Origin of the sequence: Sphingobium sp. B8D3A, assembly GCF_025961995.1 — a bacterium.
Taxonomy (GTDB): Bacteria; Pseudomonadota; Alphaproteobacteria; order Sphingomonadales; family Sphingomonadaceae; genus Sphingobium.
The window spans coordinates 212,981-230,656 of record NZ_JAOQOS010000001.1; the positions used below are offsets into that span (position 1 = coordinate 212,981).

The window sequence follows — 17,676 nt, forward strand, 5'->3', positions numbered from 1 at the left end:
TGCGTCTCCTTGCAGAGAGCACGCGCGGCGTTGGGACCGCGTGGCCCGCCGGCGGCCATAGAGATTTGCAGACGGGTGTCAATGTAAGATCGGGCTAAGATCGGGACCGGCGTGCCTCGCCCGGGCTGAACGGAGCTTGGGCGGACATGCGCCAGACCGCGCGCGGCGGTCGAGGCATCCCCTTGCACTGTCTAGGTTTTGTTCAGCTGCGATGCGTGATAAACGGCGCCATGATCCATTGGGCGTCATCGGTCGGATTGAGGGCGGGAATGCGCAGGCTGGTCGGCCTGCTACTGGTCACCAGTCTTGCCGCCTGCGCCGACCGCCCCAGCCCGCGCACGGGTGTAAGGGCGCCGGGCGCCGCAGCGCCCGCACAACGCACAATGCCGAACAGCGAGAGCTATCGCCTGTGCGCGGCGCGCCTCTCGACCGCCAAGGTCCGCTTCGAGCCGCTGCCCAATCAGGATCGCGGCGGCGGCTGCACGACAATCGACACCATCCGCCTGCTGGAGATCGGCACGCCGGTGGCCAATCTGGGGCCGATGACCTGCCCCCTCGCCGCCAATTTCGCGGCCTGGGTGCAATATGCGGTGCGCCCCGCCGCGCGGCTCTATCTGCGCAGCGAAGTGGTGCGCGTCGAGACCTTCGGCACTTATGCCTGCCGCGATGTCCGCGGCACGGGCGGGACCATCGCCGGCAAGCGCAGCGAACATGCCCACGCCAATGCCGTGGACATTTCCGCCTTCGTGCTGGCCGACGGGCGCCGAATCAGCCTGGTGAACGATTGGCAGGGCGAGAGCACCCACGCCCAGTTCCTGCGGGTGCTCCACCAGAGCGCGTGCAAGCGATTCCGCACTGTGCTCGGCCCGGACTATAACAGCGCCCACCGCGACCATTTCCATTTCGACATGGGCGGGCGGGGCACTTTTTGCCGCTGAACCCGCCGGTTTTCTTCTCCGCCGAAATCGTCTAGCGCCACTGGATGACAGACCAGCCTACAGTGCGCGAAAGCAAGTTTCGCCGTGCCCGCGAAGAAGCCGTCGATGCCAAGCGGATCATCCCCACCCCGCAGACAGAAAGCAAATCCTACAAGCTGGCCTTCCAGGACAACGAGTTTCTGCTGCGGGAAGACCTGCGGCCGGTCCGCTTCCAGCTTGAATTGATGAAGCCGGAGCTGCTGCTCGATGAAGCAAAGATCGCCTCGACCTTCGTCTTCTATGGCTCGGCGCGCATTCCCGAGCCGGAGGCCGCGCAGGCGCTGATTGATGCCGCGCCCGACGAGCGCGCCCGCAAGGTCGCCGAGCGTCTCGCCGAAAAGGCGCGTTATTATGAGGAAGCCCGCAAGCTGGCGCGAATCGCGGCGCAATGTCCGCCGAACGAGGCTGGCTGCCATCACTTCGTCGTATGTTCGGGCGGCGGCCCCTCGATCATGGAAGCGGCCAATCGGGGCGCGGCGGACGTCGGCGCGCAAACCATCGGGCTCAACATCGTGCTGCCCCACGAGCAGGCGCCCAACCCCTATGTTACGCCGGATCTATCCTTCCAGTTCCACTATTTCGCGCTGCGCAAGATGCACTTCACGCTGCGCGCCCGCGCGCTGGCAGTGTTTCCCGGCGGTTTCGGCACGTTCGACGAATTTTTCGAGCTGCTCACCCTGGTGCAGACCGGCAAGATGAAGCGCATCCCCATCCTGCTGTTCGGCAAGGACTTCTGGACGCGCGTCGTGAATTTCGAGGCTTTGGCCGAGGAAGGCGTAATCAGCCCGCGCGATCTCGATCTGATCAGCTGGGTCGAAACGGCAGAAGAAGGCTGGGCCGTGGTCGAGAGCTTTTATGCGGATAGCCAGCCGGGCTGCTGAGGTCATCGCCCGTCCGCTCGCTGATAACAGCGGGCCAGATAACAAAAGCGGCGCGGGTTGCCCCGCGCCTGCTTGAATATTTGGCCGAACCCAAGCCGGGCTCTGGCTAACGAGATTATTCGTGCGGCGTCGCAGCGTTGGCGGCAGCGCCCTCAGTGCCCGCTTCCGCCGCATTGCCTGCAGCGGCTGCATTGTCGGCACCGCCCTCTGCCGCAGCGGCCTCGGCCGGTGCATCAGCGGCCGGGAGAGGCAGGTTCGAGCCCTGCGTGTTCAGATAGGCGATCAAATTGGCGCGATCTTCAGGCTTGCTGAGACCGGCGAAGCTCATCTTGGTGCCGTTGGCGAAGGAGCGCGGCGAGGTCAGCCAGTGATCCAGCTGCTCGAAGGTCCAGTTGCCGCCCACCTTCTTGAGCGCATCCGAGAAAGCGAAGCCGCCACGGCCATGGCCGATCGGGTCGCCAACAATGGCCCAGAGGTTGGGGCCGATGCCATTGGCGCCGCCCTGATTGACCGTGTGGCAGGCCACGCACTTGGCGAAGACCTTCTCACCAGCCGCCACGTCCGCCGAGGCGAGCAGCGTGTTCAGCGAAGGACCGGACGCACCGCCCTCGCCTTCCGCCTCAACGCCCTCGATCGCGTAGCCCATGGGCTCGGGACGCTCGGCGTGAAACAGCTTGCTGCTCACAATGCCGCTGCCAAGCGCAATGATGCCGCCAAACAGTGCCCAGCCTGCAATGGTATTGAAACGATCGCTCATGCGCCCTCAATCTCCAGAAATCTACCCGACGCGCGACCTCCTCAATCGCGGCGCTGCCGGTGCCCGTCGGCGCTCCCCTTAATGACTGCATTGCGCGGGTGCAAGCCTGTCGGAAGGCCTGTGTCGCGACACAGGCGCCGGCGCCTTGCGCGGCAAGGCCCAAAGCCCTAAGCGCAGCGGCCATCATGGACACTTACCCGCTCCCCGCGCAGCGCCTTGTCGCCGAGATGACGGACGCCGCCGCGCGCGCGCCTGAGCGTGCGATCAGCTTTCAGGGCGCGCCGGGCGCCAATTCGCATCTGGCGGTGATGGATTTTGCGCCGGACGGCCTGCCCCTGCCCTGCTTCAGCTTCGAAGACGCGCTGGATGCCGTGCGCGATGGCCGTGCCGACCGCGCGATGATTCCCATCGAGAATTCGCTGCATGGGCGGGTTGCGGACATGCACTTTCTGCTGCCCGAATCCGGCCTGTCGATCATCGACGAATATTTCCTCCCGATCCACCACAGCCTGATGAGCGCGGACGAGACGCCGCCGGTCAGCGCGCTCAGCCATGTGCAGGCGCTGGGGCAGTGCCGGAAATATCTGCGCAGCCGTGGCATCCGCCCGATCGTCTATGCCGACACCGCCGGCGCGGCCGCGCTGGTCGCCGAGGTCCGCGAGCCCGGCGCAGCGGCGATTGCGCCCTCGCTCGCCGCGCGACTCTATGGCCTCACGATCCATGATGAGAAGATTGAGGACAGCAGCGACAACATGACGCGCTTCGTCGTGCTGGGCCGCGATGCGGTCATGCCCTCGCGCGACGGGCCGGTGATGACCAGCTTCCTCTTCGAGGTGAAGAACATCCCCGCCGCGCTCTATAAGGCAATGGGCGGCTTTGCGACCAACGGGGTCAATATGACCAAGCTGGAGAGCTATCAGCGCGGCGCCAGCTTCTCGGCGACGGAATTCTACGCCGATATCGAGGGGATGCCCGGCGACCCCGCCGTCGATCGCGCGCTGGAAGAACTGGCGTTCCACAGCAAATGGGTCCGTCTGCTGGGCAGTTATCCGCAGGGGCGCTCTCGCTCGATCTGACGTCGCTGGGCCTCGAGGCCCTATCCACCTGATAACTGCGAACGGTCTGTGCGTACTTTTTAAGCACTGCTCACACATGCCGCCTCAATTTGAGGCAATCGCCTCAGCGAGGCCCGACTGCCGACCGCTTTAACGCCTCGTTTATGATTTGGCACAGCTCTTGCTTGGCATTCCCCTGCAACCAATGGGGGCGCAAGAGATGAAACTCATTATGGCAATCATCAAGCCGTTCAAGCTGGACGAGGTGCGTGAAGCTCTCTCTGCGCTGGGCGTAGCTGGCATGACAGTAAGTGAAGTGAAGGGTTTTGGCCGCCAGAAGGGCCAGACCGAAATCTACCGCGGTGCGGAATATTCCACCAACATGGTCCCGAAGATCAAGGTCGAGGTCGTCTGTGACGATGCCCTCGCGCCGCGTGTTGTGGAAGCCGTGCAGCAGGCCGCCAACAGCGGCGCCATCGGCGATGGCAAGATCTTCGTCCTCGACGTGGGACAAGCCATCCGCATCCGCACCGGCGAAACCGGCGAAACCGCGCTGTAAGTTAAAGGGGGTAACGCATGACACCTTTCAAGACATTCTGCGGCGCGGCGGGGGCTCTGGGCCTTTCGCTCTTCGCCGCCTTGCCCGCATGGGCGCAGGAGGCCGCAGCGGAAGCCGCGCCTGCCGTTCCCAATCCGGGTAACAACGCATGGATGATGACGTCCACCGTCCTCGTTCTCCTCATGATCCTGCCCGGCCTCGCCCTGTTCTACGGCGGCCTGACGCGTTCCAAGAACATGATCGCCACCATGACGCAGATCGGCGCCGTAGCGGCGCTCGCGATGCTCATCTGGGTGATGTACGGCTACGGCCTCGCCTTCGGTCCTGAAGGCAATCAGTTCATCAGCTGGGGCAAGTTCTTCCTTGCTGGCATCACGCCGGATTCGACCGCCGCGACCTTCACGTCTGAAGTGATCTCGGAATATGTGTTCGTCAGCTTCCAGATGACCTTCGCCGCGATCACCATCGCCCTCGTGCTTGGCGGCATCGTCGAGCGCATGAAGTTCTCGGCCATCATGGTCTTTGCCATCGTCTGGCTGACCATCGTCTACTTCCCGGTCGCCCACATGGTCTGGGAAGCGCGCGGCGTGTTCTTCGCCATGGGTGCTCTGGACTTCGCCGGCGGTACGGTGGTGCATATCAATGCGGGCGTTTCCGCACTGGTCGCCGCCCTCATCCTCGGCAAGCGCAAGGGCTTCCCCAGCGAGCCGATGCCCCCGCACAGCCTGACGCTGACCATGGTCGGCACCGGCCTGCTGTGGGTCGGCTGGTTCGGCTTCAACGCCGGTTCCGCGCTTGAGGCCAATGGCTCTGCGGCTCTCGCCATGATCAACACCTTCGTCGCCACCGCCTCGGCCGGTCTCTTCTGGATGCTCACCGAGCGCGTGATGGGCCACAAGGGTTCGGCTCTCGGCTTCTGCTCGGGCATCATCGCCGGCCTCGTCGCCGTGACACCCGCTGCGGGCAACTCCGGTCCGTTCGGTGCCATCGTTCTCGGTGCCGTTGCCTCCATCGTCTGCTACTTCTTCGTCGCGAAGGTGAAGCCGGCGCTGGGTTATGACGACTCGCTCGACGCCTTCGGCATCCACGGCGTGGGCGGCATCATCGGCGCCATCGGCACCGCAGTGGTCTATTCGCCCTCGCTCGGCGGCCCTGGTGGCGCCGACTATGCGATGGGCGACCAGCTGGTCACCCAGATCACGGCCGTGCTTGCCACGATCGTCATCGCCACCGTCGGCACCGTCATCGCCATGTTCATCGCAAAGGCCCTCACTGGCCTGCGGGTGAGCACCGAAGTCGAGCAGGAAGGCCTCGACCTCGGCGAGCACGGCGAGCGCGCTTACAACTGATCCGAATTCGGCGGGGGCGAGAGGTCCCCGCCGTCCGTTGTTCCTCCTGCGAACATCCCTGGGCCGGCGTGAAAGCGCCGGCCTTTTTTTGGGCGGCCGCAGCTGACGATTTGCAGTCCCGGACACGGCAATTTCATTTCGCGCCTGACCGTCCTATTCCTCGTCCGGCGAAAGACGCCCGATGAGGAGACTGAACGATGCAGGTTGAACTGATCATTCTGGCCTGGGGCTGCCTGCTGGCCCTCGTTCACATCTTCGCTGCCGTGCGGGCGAAGACCGCGCAATATGGCACCGCCTGGAATGTCGGCGCGCGCGATCAGTCGCTGCCCGAGCCCAAGCCCCTCGTCGGGCGGCTGGCGCGAGCGCAGGCAAATTATTTCGAGACCTTTCCGATCGTCGCCATTGCCATCCTCATCGATGCGCAGCTCGGCCTGTTCGATCGGTGGACGGCCATTGGCGCCGCGCTCTGGCTCGGCGCGCGCATCGTCTATCTTCCGCTTTATGCTGCAGGGGTTCCGGTGGTGCGGACGATGGTATTCGGCTTCAGCATGATTGGCGTGCTGATGTTGCTCTGGCCGGCGCTGAGCCTCGCGTTCTGAACAGGAGCGCTGGCGGGGTCAGTCACCCCTTCTGGCTGGCCAGTGCGTGCATCATCTCGCGAATCGGCGAGAGATCATAGCCAGCCGCAGCCGCCTGCTCGGCCAGGACGTCGGGCGAGTCGCCGGCACGTGCCCGCGCCAAGGCCCAAAGCAAGGTGCTGCGGGTGCCGGAGCGGCAATAACAGAGCGCTTTGCCCTCGCCATTTTTCGCGAATGCCTCATCCAGCGCATCGAGCTGCCAGGGCGCAAAGCCGCTATGCGAGACGGGAATGGCAACATAATCGAGCCCCGCCGCCCGCGCCGCCGCCTCGATCGTGTCGCCGGAGGTCTGGTCCGCCGATTCACCCTCGGGTCGGTTGTTCACGATGAGCGAGATGCCCATTGCCGCAGCCTGCGCCACGACATCCGCATCGATCTGCGGGGCGACGAATAGGGATGGGGTCAGTTGCCGCAACATGGCGCGTCTCCGATAAGGGCCTTGCCCGTCCCTAGGCCCGGCAGTCCCCTGCGCGCAAGAGAGGGGTTGCCGGCACGGATTTGCGAAGCGGTCAAAGCGGCTTCTGGTAGATCACATAGCTGCGGTTAATGCGGCTCTCGATCGCCTCGGCAATGGCTTTCATGCCCTGATTATCATCGAGGATCCAGCCGATCTCCCCTCGCGTCGCGCCATAATGGGTGATGGCATCGCGGCGGATATATTCGATCATCATGAAGGCCAGCTGGCTCGCCATGCGCGAGGATTGGAGCCGCTGGACCACGCCCATCAGCGGCACGCGCATGGTGCGGACCTTGGGCTTGCGCAGCCACCAGAGCAGCTTTGCCCAGCCGAAGGGGAAGAGCGTGCCGTTAAGGCGGGCGAGCGCTTCGTTCATGTCCGGCAGCGTCATCATGAAGGCCACCGGCTCGCCATCCAGTTCGGCAATGCGAATCAGATCCTCGAACACCAGCGGCTTGAGCGCCTTGCCGAAATGCGCGACCTCATGGTCGGTGATCGGCACAAAGCCCCAGTTGCGGCCCCAGGCATCGTTGAGAATGTGCAGGATGATTGCCGCATCCCGGTCGAACTCGCTCTTGTCGACATGGCGAATGCGAATGCGCTCGTTGCGCTCGCCGGATTGGACGATCCGCTGGATCAGCGGCGGAAATTCCTGCGTGATGTCGAGCTCATAAGTATCGAGCTGCTTGGCATGGGCATAGCCGGCCGCTTCGATCCAGGCGCGATATTCCGGCCGGTTGTGGCCCATCATCACCGTAGGCGAATGGTCGAAGCCCTTCACGAGAAGGCCTGGCTCCTCCCAGATGGAGAGCGAGATCGGGCCGAGCACCCGGGTCATCCCCCGCTCGCGCAGCCAGCCTTCCGCCGTCGCGATCAGCGCGTGCGCGGTTGCTTCATCCATGGCTTCGAACATGCCGAAATTGCCGGTCCCCGGCCCCATGCCCTGCTCGGCGGGCATGGAAATGGCGAGATGATCGATATGCGCGCTGATGCGCCCTACGACCTTGCCACCGCGCCGCGCGAGGAAATATTGATGCTCGGCATGTTCGTGAAACGGGTTCTTGCCCGGTGTCAGCAGGCCGCGCACTTCGCTCTTCAGCGGCGGCACCCAATGGGGATCATCGGCATAGATGGTCCATGCCAAATCGATGAACGCCGCCATGTCGGCCTTGCCGGAGACGGGAGTGATCACTAAATCGGCTGACGTCACGGCGATACCCCTGTCCCGCGCTTCGACGATGAGGCGCTGCTGAGAGGGCACAGCACTGCGGAACTGGCGGCGGATTTGTCAAGCCGCGCGCCGTGGCGGCAGAACAAAATCACATTGCTGCCATGATCTGTGCTCATTCGACCGATAGGACCCCTTTGCATGACCGCAATCGACCAGAGACTGGACGCAGCGCCGTCCGCGCCAGCCGGCAAGGCCCCCGCCGCAGCGGGCCCTGCGCTGGCAACCACGCCCGATGACATGGCGATGCTCCGCGCCGCCGTGGATTTGACGCGCGATCTGGCGACCGCGCGGCCCGGCATCTACTGGCCCGATTTCCTGGCCTCCGCGCTGATCGGCTACGCGGCTATGGCGCTCGCCATGCTGGCCTCGCAAGGTTGGGTGGTGGCCCTCGCTGGCTTGATTTCCGCTCTCGCACTGTATCGGGCGACGAGTTTCATCCACGAACTGACGCACATCCGGGCAGGTGCGCTGCCGGGCTTTCGTTTCACGTGGAACCTGCTGATCGGCATTCCATTGCTGTTCCCCTCCTTTCTCTATGAGGGCGTGCACACCCAGCATCATGCCAAGACGCGCTATGGCACCATCGATGACCCGGAATATCTGCCGCTTGCGCTGATGAAGCCGTGGAGCCTGCCGCTGTTCATCCTCGTGGCTGCTCTGGCCCCGGTGGCGTTCATCGTGCGCTTCGGCGTGCTGGCACCGCTCAGCCTCGTCATTCCCCCGCTGCGCCGGTTCATCGTGGAGCGCTACTCGGCCTTGTCCATCAATCCAGATTATCGGCGCCGGGCGCCGGAGGGTGACTTTGCGCGGATGTGGGCCTGGCAGGAAGCCGGGACCAGCCTGTGGTCGATGGCGCTCATCGCCAGCGTGCCGCTGCTGGGCTGGCGTCCGCTGCTCACCTATCTTGCGATTCTCTCCGTGGCGATGGTCGCCAATCAGCTCCGTACGCTGGTCGCCCATCTCTGGGAGAATGAGGGCGAAACGATGACGGTCACCGGCCAGTTCCTGGATTCCGTCAATGTCCCACCGCCTGCCCCGCTGGCCGCGCTGTGGGCCCCCGTCGGCCTGCGCTATCACGCGCTCCACCATTTGCTGCCGAGCATGCCCTATCATGCGCTGGGCGAGGCTCACCGCCGGATCGCTCAGCATCTCGGCGCGGGATCGACCTATGATCGGGCCAACTATCCGGGCATGGTCCCACTGGTCGTTCGGATCGCGCGGAGCACGATGGTCGCGCGATAGTCACCACCGGGGAAAATCACGCTCCCGAGCGGCGTATTTTCCCCATCGCCTTCCCACGGCGAACCTGCCATTTGGGCTTCATGCCCACGATCGCGCTGCTGCTCGCCTCCAACATCTTGATGACCACGGCTTGGTACTGGCACCTCAAGGGCGGCATGAGCAAACCGCTCGCCCTGGTCATCCTGATCAGCTGGGGCATCGCCTTTTTCGAATATTGCTTTGCGGTGCCAGCCAATCGCATCGGCTATGCCAGCGGCTGGAGCGCGGGCCAGCTCAAGATCACGCAGGAAGTCATCGCGCTAACCGTTTTCGGCGTCTTCATGGTCACCTTCCTGGGTGAACCGCTCCACTGGCGCCATTTCGGTGCCCTGGCCTGCCTCATCGGCGCGGTGGCGTTCCTCTTCTGGGGCAAGGCCTGACGCTGGCAGCAGCGAGGCGCGCGTCAGAAATCGTAGACCAGCGTCGCGCGCGTAATCGTATCCGTCATCTCCGAGCCTGCGGGCGGCGACGTCTCATGGCGCACCGCATAAGAGAGGCGCGCGGAGAGCGAACCGTTGAGCTTGCCGGTGAGGCCAGTGGTGTTCGCATAGCTGCTATTGCCGGAGCTCCACACCGCCTGGGCATTGTTCTTGAGCTCGAAGGCGCGCGAAATCTGCCAGCGCAGATCGGCGGCGGCCAGCGTGTTCAGTTCAGTCGTATCGGGCTCGTCGATCCCGACGGTGTGCCGCCAAGCCGGTCCGCCCTTGATGTCCAGACTGAAATCGGCCTGCCGCACCAGCCGCACACCGACGCCGCCCGAGGCCGTGGTGCGGTCCGAAAAGCCCTGAAACCGGTCTTTCTCATAGGTCGCCAGGCCATATGCGTAAATCGCATCGTTCAGGGTGAAGTTCGGCTCGTAGCTGGCAAGCCATTGGTTGCGCGTCGTGACGCCATCGCTGCGCTGATAATCGACATTGGCGCGGAACTTGTGCAGCCAGTCTATCCCTCGCCGTTCGAGCGAGAGACCTGCGCTGATGCCGGAGCTTTCGGTATTGCCGGTGGTGATAAAGCCACCCAGTTCGCCACTGCCTGACCAGGCGTGAAAGAAGCTCGCCTGCCTCAGCCGGGCTTCCCGCTCGGCATCAATGGCGGCCTTGTGCGCCTGAATCTTCTCGTCGATCTCCGCGGCATTGTCGGGATGCGTCTGCTTGGCAAAGCGCGCGACGGTGGCGAGCGCCCCGGCATCCCCGCTTGCGATGGCGGCATCCAGCATGGCCTTGACCGATGGCGGCAGTTCGGCCGCTGCGGGTGCAGCCCCGATGCCGCTCGCGATCATCGCCATTGCGCCAAGCCTGAGGGCCGACTTCATGCCCAACTCCTTCTAGAACGGCAGGACGGCCATCCCGCACGGGGACCGCTTCCTGACCTCACTCGCCTCGTTCGAGCCGCCGACTGGCGCGAAGATGCGCATGGGTGATGGCGACGGCAAGTGCATCCGCTGCATCAGGACCGACCACGCTCGTTCCCGGCAGCAACCGCATCACCATAGCGTGTATCTGATCCTTGCTCGCATTGCCTACGCCCACAATGGCTTTTTTGACGAGCCGGGCTGCATATTCGCCGACCGGTATGCCGGTGCGCGCGGCGCCGAGCAAAATAACGCCCCGCGCCTGCCCCAGCTTGAGGGTCGATTGCGGGTTGGTGTTGATGAACACCTCTTCGACCGCCGCTTCCGCCGGCCGATATTCCGCAATGAGGGCCGCCAGCGCCGCATCGAGCGCGACCAGCCGGGCGGGCAAGGCATCGCTCGCTGCCGTGCGGATCTGGCCATTGGCAATATGAGACAGGCGATTGCCCTGCGCACGGATCAGGCCCCAGCCCGTGGTGCCAAGGCCGGGGTCGAGACCCAGAATGATCATGGCCGCAAGATGCGGGCGATCACCCCAGCTTTTCCATCACGTCGTCGGGAACCTCGTAATTGCCCCAGACGGTCTGAACGTCATCGTCATCGTCCAGCGCGTCGACGAGCTTGAGCAGCGTACCTGCATTGCTCTCGTCCAGTTCCACGGTGGTCTGCGGCTTCCACGCGAGGTTGGCGCTTGCTGCGGCGCCGAGCTTGTCCTCCAGCGCCTTGGCGACCTCGTGCAGGGCATCCATGGCTGTCCAGATCTCGTGCTCATCGTCGTTCGACGACACATCGTCCGCGCCCGCTTCCAGCGCAGCCTCGAAGATCGCGTCCGGATCGCCGACGGAGGCCGGATAGGTGATCAGGCCCATGCGATCGAACCCATGGCTCACCGCGCCGGACGCACCCAGATTGCCGCCATTTTTGGAGAAGGCCGTGCGGACGTTGGTCGCGGTGCGATTGCGGTTGTCGGTCAGCGCCTCGACGATGATCGCCACGCCACCCGGGCCGTAGCCCTCATAGCGCACTTCCTCGTAATTCTCCGCGTCTCCCTTGCTCGCCTTGTCGATCGCGCGCTGGATGTTGTCCTTGGGCATGGACTGCGCCTTGGCCGCGTTGATCGCCAGCCGCAGACGCGGATTCATGTCCGGGTCCGGCGCGCCCATCTTGGCCGCGACGGTGATCTCGCGCGAGAGCTTGGAGAACATGGCCGAGCGCTTCTTGTCCTGTGCGCCCTTGCGGTGCATGATGTTCTTGAATTTGCTATGGCCTGCCACGGCCGGCTCCTTCGATTAGTGATCCGGATTTTTCTTGGGGGCCTCCTATCGCGGCAAGTCCAATCAGGCAACGGGCGCGAGGGCAGGAGGCAAAATGAGCGCCATCGTCCTGTCACGAAGATGCGCCAGCACGACGCATAGGCTCGTGCCCGTCCTGACTCTCGCGATGGAGGTGGAATGTTGACCCGAAGGCATGCCATCGGTCTGGGCGTCGCGGCCTTGGCGACCCCTGCTCTCGGCGGAGAGACGGGGCGCGCTCAGACGCTCGACGGCAACCAGCCTCTCGTATTCGCTCACCGCGGCGCGAGCGCCCTGCGGCCCGAGCATACGCTGGAATCTTATGGCCGGGCCATTGCGGACGGCGCGGATTTCATTGAGCCGGACCTGGTGATGACCCGCGACGGCGTGCTCGTTGCGCGGCATGAAAACGAGATCGGCGGCACCACCGATGTGGCAACGCGTGCTGAATTTGCGGACCGCCGGACCACGAAGCAAATCGATGGCGAGGCGGTCACCGGCTGGTTCACCGAGGATTTTTCGCTCGCGGAACTCAAGACCCTGCGTGCCGTCGAGCGATTGGGTGCCATCCGCCCGGAAAGCCAAAGCTACGACGGCCAGTTCCCCATCCCGACGCTGGATGAGATCATCGCCTTCATCGCGGCGCAAGGGGTAGCGCAAGGCAGAACGATCGGCCTGATTCCGGAAATCAAGCACTCCACATACTTCGCCAGCATCGGCCTGCCGCCTGAAGACGTCCTGCTCAGTGCGCTGGCCGGCCACGATTATACGCGCCGCTGCCCGATCGTGATTCAGTCCTTCGAAACCACCAATCTGCGCGCCATCCGGCAGAAAATCGGTCGGCCGACGAACATCCAGCTGCTCCAGTTGTTCGAAGCCTTCGATCGCCAGCCCGCCGACGCCGCCCTCGCCGGGCTGAAGACAACTTATGGCGATATGGCCTCGCCAGCCGGGCTCGCCGCCATTGCCGGCTATGCCGACGCCATCGGCCCCTCCTCGCGGTCGGTCATGCCGCTGGACGCCGAAGGCCGCCTCGCCAAGCCCACCCGCCTTGTGGCCGATGCGCATGCCGCCCGTCTCCGCGTCTATCTGTATACCTTCCGCCCCGAGAACCGCTTCTTGCCGAGCGATCTGCGCGGTCCTGACGGCGAAAATGCCCGGCATGAGGCGGGCTCAGTGGCAGAGATCCGGCGCTATCTGTCGCTTGGGGTGGATGGCTTCTTCACCGATGACCCGGCTCTGGGGCGCCTCGCCGTGGATGGAGCCTGATCGGCGCTGGCCTCCCGCCCGTGGCCGCGCTATCCCGCTTTGCATGGCTTCCCGCAATCATCTCTATCTCGTCGATGGCTCGAGTTACATCTTTCGCGCCTATCACCAGCTTCCACCGCTCACCAACCGCCATGGCACGCCCGCCGGCGCGGTATATGGTTATACGGCGATGCTCTGGAAGCTCGCCGACGCGCTGGACAAGGAGGAGGGGCCGACCCATCTCGCGGTGATCCTCGACAAGGGCTCGCACACCTTCCGCAACGATCTTTACGATCAGTACAAGGCCCATCGCCCGCCGCCGCCGGAAGACCTGATCCCCCAGTTTCCGCTGATCCGCGAGGCCACCCGCGCCTTTTCGCTGCCCTGCATCGAGGAAGCGGGATTCGAGGCCGACGATATCATCGCCACCTACACCTGCCAGGCGGTGGCGCAGGGCTGGGACGTGACGATCGTCTCGTCCGACAAGGATCTGGCCCAGCTCATCCAGCCGGGCGTGGACATGCTCGACACCATGAAGAATGAGCGGCGCGGCCCCGATTATGTGCAGGACAAGTTCGGCGTCGCACCCGAGCAGCTGCGCGATGTGCTGGCCCTGATGGGCGACAGCGTCGACAATGTCCCCGGCGTGCCCGGCGTCGGCGCGAAGACCGCTGCGAAGCTTATCGGGGAATATGGCGACCTGGATGCGGTGCTCGCCGCAGCGCCGGACATGAAGCCATCCAAGCTCAAGGAACGGCTGATCGAGCATGCCGAGCTCGCCCGCCTCTCGCGCGAACTGGTGACGCTCCACTGCGAAGTGCCGCTGCCCCACGCGCTCGATGATCTCAAGCTGGATGGCATCCCCGCCGAGCCGCTGCGCGCCTTTCTTGAGGATCAGGGCTTCAAGGCGCTGCTGGCCCGCATGGCCAGCCATGCGCCGGGCCGGCAGACGGCGGATCCCGTCGCCGAGGCGGTCGTGGACGCCGCGCTGGACCCGACGACCCCGGATTTCATCCCCCTGCCCCCTATCAACTGCGAGAGCTACGAGACGGTGACGACGCTGGAGCGGCTGGATGCGTGGATCGCGCAGTCCTACGCCAGCGGCATCATCGCCATCGACACGGAGACGGATTCCCTCGACAGCATGGCTGCCAATCTGGTGGGCATCTGCCTCGCCACGGCCCCCGGCACGGCCTGCTATATCCCACTCGGCCACCGCAGCGGCGACGACATATTCGCCGAAGCGCCGCCGCAGATTCCCATCGCGGACGCCATCGCCCGCCTTCGCCCGTTGTTTGCCGACGCGAGCGTGCTGAAGATCGGCCACAACATCAAATATGATCTCAACGTGCTCGCCCGGCATGGGCTGTCCGTCGCGCCCTTCGACGACACGCTGGTGATGAGCTTCGATCTCGATGCCGGGCAATCCCTTGCCGGACACGGTATGGACGAGGTTGCGCACGCGGTGCTTGAGCATACGTGCATCAGCTTCAAGGACGTCACCGGCACCGGCAAGAAGGCGATCAGCTTTGCGCAGGTGCCGCTCGATGCCGCCACACGCTATGGCGGCGAGGATGCGGACGTGACCTGGCGGCTGTGGACGCGGTTCAAGCCCCGCCTCGCCCAGGAAGGCGCGACCCGGGTCTATGAGCTGGTCGACCGCCCACTCATTCCGGTGGTCGCCGGCATGGAGCGGAGAGGCATCAAGGTGGACCGCGATCATCTCTCCCGGCTCTCCGGCCGGTTCGCGCAGGAAATGGCGCGACTGGAAGAAGAGATTCACGCTGAGGCCGGCCAGCCCTTTGCCATCGGATCGACCCAACAGCTGGGTGCGATCCTATTCGAGAAAATGGGTCTTAAGGGCGGCAAAAAGGGCAAGTCCGGCGCTTATTCCACGGATGTGACCGTGCTCGAGCGGATGAAGGCGGATGGCGTCAAGATCGCCGGCCTGGTGCTGGACTGGCGCCAGCTTTCGAAGCTCAAATCGACGTATACCGACGCTCTGCAGGCCCAGATCAACCGCGATACCGGTCGCGTCCACACCAGCTACTCGCTGACTGGCGCGCAGACCGGCCGCCTCTCCTCGACCGACCCGAACCTGCAGAACATCCCGATCCGCACCGAAACCGGTCGCCAGATTCGCGATGCCTTCATTGCCGAACAGGGCAATGTGATCCTGGCTGCGGACTACAGCCAGATCGAGCTTCGCCTTGCGGCGCACATGGCCGACGTGCCACAGTTGCGGGACGCCTTCCTGCGCGGCGAGGATATTCATGCCGCGACTGCCCAGGAGCTCTTCGGCGAGATGAACCGCGAGACGCGTGCGCGGGCCAAGACGATCAACTTCGCCATTCTCTATGGCATCTCACGCTGGGGGCTGGCGGCCCGTCTGGAGATCGACGCAGACGAAGCACAGGCCATGATCAGCCGCTATTTCGACCGCTTCCCCGGCATCTCGGCCTATATCAACGAGACGCTGGAGAAGGTGCGTTCCACGGGGCACACAACCACGCTGTTCGGCCGCAAGACCTGGTTCAACCAGATCAAGTCGCCGGTGCAGCACGTCCGCCAGGGGGCGGAGCGCGCCGCGATCAACGCCCCTATTCAGGGGACCAGCGCGGACATCATCAAGCGCGCGATGGTGCGCATGGGTCCGGCTCTTCGCGATGCCGGGCTGGACCGGGTGAAGATGCTGCTGCAGGTCCATGACGAGCTGGTGTTCGAACTGCCGGAAGACGATGTGGCGGCCGCCACGCCGATCATCCGGTCTGTCATGGCCAGCGCCGCAGAGCCACTCGTTACGCTCACCGTGCCGCTTGGCGTGGAAATCGGGACCGGATCGAGCTGGGGCGCTGCCCATTAGGCGCAGCCATATGCGGAAATCGACCTGATGCCCCACATGCTGATCTTTGGACTGGGTTACACCGCCACACGGCTCGCCGAGGCGCTCCGATCGCGCGGTTGGACGGTCGAGGCGACCGGGCGTGCCGGCACGATCGCATTCGATGACGACGCGGCGGTCACGAACGCCATGCGCCGGGCGACCCACATCCTGTCCTCTGTTCCTCCGACGGATGAAGGCGATCCAGTGCTGCAGCGCTACGGTGCCTTGCTGGAAGAAGCATCTGCCGGTTGGATCGGCTATCTGTCCTCGACGGGAGTTTATGGGGATACAAACGGCGCATGGGTGGATGAAAGTGCACCCGTCGGCCAAGGCCGGCGCAATGCGCGAGCCGCTGCTGATCTGGCGTGGCAGAAGCTTGGTGCGCGCGTTCGGGTGTTTCGGCTGCCGGGCATTTACGGCCCGGGGCGCAGTGCCCTTGATCGGATTCGCGAAGGCCGGGCCCGCAGAATCGATCTACCGGACCAGATATTCAGTCGAACCCACGTGGAGGATATCGTCTCAGGCGTGCTGGCGGGCATGGCCGGGCCTTCCGGCATTTATAACCTCGCCGATGACATGCCCTGTTCTCAGAATGACGTCATCGCGTTCGGCTGTACCCTACTCGACCGACCAGCGCCGCCCTTGCAATCCATAGAAGCCGCAGGTCTGTCTCCGGCCGCACAGGCTTTCTACAGCGAGAACCGGCGTGTCGCGAATGGCAAGGCGAAACGCCTGCTGGGATGGCAGCCCCGGTTTCCAGATTATCGCAGTGGCCTCGCCGCCTGTCTGGCGGAAGAATAAGCGAGCGGCGCCGACAACGCCTGCCGGCACCGCTGCTCGGGCTTTGCGGGACCGCGTCGGGCGGCTATGCGGGTTGCATGACAGAGATTGCCCCTCACAGCGTCACCATCGGCCCGCTGCGCATCGCCAACGACCGCCCACTTGCCCTGATTGCCGGCCCCTGCGCGATGGAATCGCGCGCGCATGCGCTGGAGACGGCGCAGGCCCTTGTCGAGATGACCAGCGCACTTGGAATGCCGCTCATCTACAAGAGCAGCTTCGATAAGGCGAACCGCACCTCCGTGGATGCGCCGCGCGGCATCGGCCTAGCCCAAGCGCTGGATGTGTTTGCAGAGGTGAAAGCGCAGTTCGGCTGCCCGGTGATCACTGATGTGCATGATGCGGCGCAATGCGCGCCAGTCGCTGAGGTGGTGGATGTCCTCCAGATTCCGGCCTTCCTCTGCCGCCAGACCGATCTCTTGCTGGCTGCTGCCGCAACAGGCCGCGTCGTCAACGTCAAGAAGGGCCAGTTTCTGGCCCCTTGGGACATGGCGAATGTCGTCCGCAAACTGCGCAGCGCCGGAAACGATCAGGTCATGCTGACCGAACGCGGCGCGAGCTTTGGCTACAACACATTGGTCAGCGACATGCGGGCGCTCCCGCTTCTGGCGGAGACGGGCTGCCCGGTCGTTTTCGACGCCACCCACAGTGTCCAGCAACCGGGCGGACGGGGAGAAAGCTCAGGCGGCGAACGACGCTTCGTGCCCGTGCTGGCGCGCGCTGCGGTTGCAATCGGCGTCGCGGCCATATTCATCGAAACGCATGAAGACCCTGACCGCGCGCCGAGCGACGGCCCGAACATGGTGCCGTTGCGCGACCTGCCAGCGCTTCTGCGCGACCTTCAGGCTTTCGACGCGCTGGCCAAGCGGCGCTGACGCC

Annotated in this window: 18 protein-coding genes; 12 read left to right on the forward strand and 6 right to left on the reverse strand. The window is 64.5% G+C overall.

Annotated elements, in window-relative coordinates; translation table 11 throughout:
• The first annotated feature begins 269 nt into the window (after positions 1 to 269).
• A complete protein-coding gene (locus M2342_RS01070; RefSeq protein WP_264577718.1) occupies positions 270 to 938 on the forward strand; it encodes an extensin family protein in 669 nt (222 codons plus the stop codon).
• 44 nt (positions 939 to 982) lie between these two features.
• Positions 983 to 1,858: an LOG family protein gene (locus M2342_RS01075; RefSeq protein WP_264577719.1), complete on the forward strand. Its 876-nt coding sequence runs from the start codon at positions 983 to 985 to the stop codon at positions 1,856 to 1,858.
• Positions 1,859 to 1,973: 115 nt separating this feature from the next.
• On the opposite strand, the gene M2342_RS01080 is transcribed toward M2342_RS01075, so the two are convergent.
• Positions 1,974 to 2,615 (reverse strand): c-type cytochrome, encoded by a 642-nt coding sequence (locus tag M2342_RS01080; protein WP_264577720.1) that lies wholly within the window; start codon positions 2,613 to 2,615, stop codon positions 1,974 to 1,976.
• A 185-nt stretch (positions 2,616 to 2,800) separates the two neighbouring features.
• On the opposite strand from M2342_RS01080, the gene M2342_RS01085 reads away from it, so the two are divergent.
• The 4 genes from M2342_RS01085 to M2342_RS01100 all read left to right on the forward strand — a co-directional run bounded on the left by M2342_RS01085 (position 2,801) and on the right by M2342_RS01100 (position 6,177).
• The gene (locus tag M2342_RS01085) at positions 2,801 to 3,691 is read left to right on the forward strand and encodes a prephenate dehydratase (protein ID WP_264577721.1); all 891 of its coding nucleotides are present in this window, start codon (positions 2,801 to 2,803) and stop codon (positions 3,689 to 3,691) included.
• A 199-nt stretch (positions 3,692 to 3,890) separates the two neighbouring features.
• On the forward strand, positions 3,891 to 4,229 hold the full coding sequence (locus M2342_RS01090) for a P-II family nitrogen regulator (RefSeq protein WP_181561093.1): 339 nt from the start codon (positions 3,891 to 3,893) through the stop codon (positions 4,227 to 4,229).
• A 17-nt stretch (positions 4,230 to 4,246) separates the two neighbouring features.
• Complete coding sequence (locus tag M2342_RS01095; RefSeq protein WP_264577722.1) at positions 4,247 to 5,578, forward strand: ammonium transporter; 1,332 nt, start codon at positions 4,247 to 4,249, stop codon at positions 5,576 to 5,578.
• Between the two features lie 197 nt (positions 5,579 to 5,775).
• Positions 5,776 to 6,177, forward strand: coding sequence for an MAPEG family protein (locus M2342_RS01100; RefSeq protein WP_264577723.1), 402 nt, complete (start codon positions 5,776 to 5,778; stop codon positions 6,175 to 6,177).
• Between the two features lie 22 nt (positions 6,178 to 6,199).
• Here M2342_RS01100 and M2342_RS01105 read toward each other — a convergent pair whose 3' ends face one another.
• Positions 6,200 to 6,634 (reverse strand): TIGR01244 family sulfur transferase, encoded by a 435-nt coding sequence (locus M2342_RS01105; protein ID WP_264577724.1) that lies wholly within the window; start codon positions 6,632 to 6,634, stop codon positions 6,200 to 6,202.
• A 91-nt stretch (positions 6,635 to 6,725) separates the two neighbouring features.
• Positions 6,726 to 7,835 (reverse strand): N-acetyltransferase, encoded by a 1,110-nt coding sequence (locus M2342_RS01110; RefSeq protein WP_413715153.1) that lies wholly within the window; start codon positions 7,833 to 7,835, stop codon positions 6,726 to 6,728.
• Positions 7,836 to 8,042: 207 nt separating this feature from the next.
• Between M2342_RS01110 and M2342_RS01115 the strand changes: the two genes are divergently transcribed.
• Positions 8,043 to 9,146 carry a fatty acid desaturase family protein gene (locus M2342_RS01115; protein WP_413715052.1) on the forward strand — a complete coding sequence of 368 codons (1,104 nt, stop codon included), beginning with the start codon at positions 8,043 to 8,045 and terminating at the stop codon, positions 9,144 to 9,146.
• A gap of 80 nt (positions 9,147 to 9,226) precedes the next feature.
• Entirely contained in the window at positions 9,227 to 9,565 is a 339-nt protein-coding gene (locus tag M2342_RS01120; RefSeq protein ID WP_264577726.1) for a DMT family protein, read from the forward strand.
• A gap of 23 nt (positions 9,566 to 9,588) precedes the next feature.
• Here M2342_RS01120 and M2342_RS01125 read toward each other — a convergent pair whose 3' ends face one another.
• From M2342_RS01125 to M2342_RS01135, 3 genes are read right to left on the reverse strand one after another with little or no spacing between them, the layout of a single operon-like run.
• Positions 9,589 to 10,494 (reverse strand): YdiY family protein, encoded by a 906-nt coding sequence (locus tag M2342_RS01125; protein ID WP_264571646.1) that lies wholly within the window; start codon positions 10,492 to 10,494, stop codon positions 9,589 to 9,591.
• A gap of 58 nt (positions 10,495 to 10,552) precedes the next feature.
• Positions 10,553 to 11,044 (reverse strand): crossover junction endodeoxyribonuclease RuvC, encoded by a 492-nt coding sequence (gene ruvC / locus M2342_RS01130; RefSeq protein WP_264577727.1) that lies wholly within the window; start codon positions 11,042 to 11,044, stop codon positions 10,553 to 10,555.
• Between the two features lie 19 nt (positions 11,045 to 11,063).
• Positions 11,064 to 11,807 carry a YebC/PmpR family DNA-binding transcriptional regulator gene (locus M2342_RS01135; RefSeq protein ID WP_181561084.1) on the reverse strand — a complete coding sequence of 248 codons (744 nt, stop codon included), beginning with the start codon at positions 11,805 to 11,807 and terminating at the stop codon, positions 11,064 to 11,066.
• A gap of 177 nt (positions 11,808 to 11,984) precedes the next feature.
• Between M2342_RS01135 and M2342_RS01140 the strand changes: the two genes are divergently transcribed.
• From M2342_RS01140 to kdsA, 4 genes are all read left to right on the forward strand, one after another.
• Positions 11,985 to 13,094, forward strand: a complete 1,110-nt coding sequence (locus M2342_RS01140) for a glycerophosphodiester phosphodiesterase (protein ID WP_264577728.1) — start codon at positions 11,985 to 11,987, stop codon at positions 13,092 to 13,094.
• Positions 13,095 to 13,137: 43 nt separating this feature from the next.
• Positions 13,138 to 15,936 carry a DNA polymerase I gene (polA, locus tag M2342_RS01145; protein ID WP_264577729.1) on the forward strand — a complete coding sequence of 933 codons (2,799 nt, stop codon included), beginning with the start codon at positions 13,138 to 13,140 and terminating at the stop codon, positions 15,934 to 15,936.
• A 27-nt stretch (positions 15,937 to 15,963) separates the two neighbouring features.
• Positions 15,964 to 16,758 carry an SDR family NAD(P)-dependent oxidoreductase gene (locus tag M2342_RS01150; protein WP_264577730.1) on the forward strand — a complete coding sequence of 265 codons (795 nt, stop codon included), beginning with the start codon at positions 15,964 to 15,966 and terminating at the stop codon, positions 16,756 to 16,758.
• A 77-nt stretch (positions 16,759 to 16,835) separates the two neighbouring features.
• Positions 16,836 to 17,672 (forward strand): 3-deoxy-8-phosphooctulonate synthase, encoded by an 837-nt coding sequence (kdsA, locus tag M2342_RS01155; protein ID WP_264577731.1) that lies wholly within the window; start codon positions 16,836 to 16,838, stop codon positions 17,670 to 17,672.
• Positions 17,673 to 17,676: the final 4 nt, after the last annotated feature.